Consider the following 1,110-nt stretch of genomic DNA (forward strand, 5'->3'; position numbering starts at 1 on the left):
ATGTTCTTGTACATTACTCAAAAACTCGCGTTCTTGCTCTTTCGTTAACTGCAAACTTAACGCAAAAAGATCTGGTGCTGCTTTGCTTACCACTCTATCGTAATGCGCTCGCATTCTATCTCGATTTTGTTGTAAGTAATTTAAGGTGATATCGCTCGCTTTTAATCTCTCAAGGTCTTTTAAATGTTCGATATATAATGGTAACTCCTCTTTCTTGTGCCAGTCTGCCAACAGTAATAAGCGCTCTTCCACTAGGACTTCTTGTTCCCCTTGCAACGAGATATAGTCCTCTAAGTAATCGAGCACGAACCAATCGATATTGCTGTATAAAAACTTTTTCGCACAACCGGCAAGCAGAAATACGAAACAAAATAGAAGGCCATAACGAAGCGCCTTATTAGATACACCCTTTAATTTAGTCACTTATTCGTATTCCCTTTTATGTTGATTAAGTTCTATACTCAACCTGTATCACTTAGTATTGCGGCAAACTTACACCAGTGTGACAAATATTGATTGCCACCTTAATAATATATAGAGTTTGAAATTAACTTTTTGATCACAGCTATCCGCAAAAAAGTGAGTTAGAGCGCAATTATCGGCTAAAAAACGTACCGAACGACGCTCCCTATAACGGCATATAATTTGCATGGATGTTTTTTGGATGGTTTATGGAGGCGAAGTATGGCAGCCGCTGAGCAACTTGATACCAGTGTAGAATATGAGATTCGATATTTTGAACAGGGGAAAATGCACTGCATGAGAGTCATTGCTGAAAGCAAAAAAGTGGCTTATCAGTACTATTTGGAGTGTGGTAAGCACAACAGTGACTTGTACTCTATTCGCCCAGACAAGTAAAAAAACCGCCTAACAGGCGGTTTTTTTATTCGTCAGAATCAATATAACTGGTTGATTTTATTTATTATTACAGATTCAAATCCAACAATGTTATTTGATGTCGCCAAAGCGCTCAAGATAAAGGACGGTTGCTGCAGTACGAGAAGGAACTTGTAGCTTTTTAAGTAAACTCTTCATATGTACTTTAACCGTAGACTCAGAGATAAAAAGACGATCGGCAATTTGCTTGTTGCGGAAACCTCTTGCCACCTC

Annotated in this window: 3 protein-coding genes; 1 reads left to right on the forward strand and 2 read right to left on the reverse strand. The window is 38.6% G+C overall.

The features are described 5' to 3' along the window. Positions 1 to 423 (reverse strand): DUF6279 family lipoprotein (locus IQR33_RS11220; RefSeq protein ID WP_416222676.1); only part of this gene is annotated, 423 nt, incomplete at its 3' end. Positions 424 to 684: 261 nt separating this feature from the next. Between IQR33_RS11220 and IQR33_RS11225 the strand changes: the two genes are divergently transcribed. Further along, positions 685 to 858, forward strand: a complete 174-nt coding sequence (locus tag IQR33_RS11225) for a hypothetical protein (protein WP_005373524.1) — start codon at positions 685 to 687, stop codon at positions 856 to 858. A 90-nt stretch (positions 859 to 948) separates the two neighbouring features. Here the strand turns inward: IQR33_RS11225 and IQR33_RS11230 are convergent. After that, positions 949 to 1,110, reverse strand: a 162-nt coding sequence (locus IQR33_RS11230; RefSeq protein WP_193843702.1) for a response regulator transcription factor, incomplete at its 5' end; no start/stop codon positions are given.

Origin of the sequence: Vibrio sp. OPT46, from assembly GCF_015163535.1 — a bacterium.
GTDB lineage: Bacteria > Pseudomonadota > Gammaproteobacteria > Enterobacterales > Vibrionaceae > Vibrio > Vibrio alginolyticus.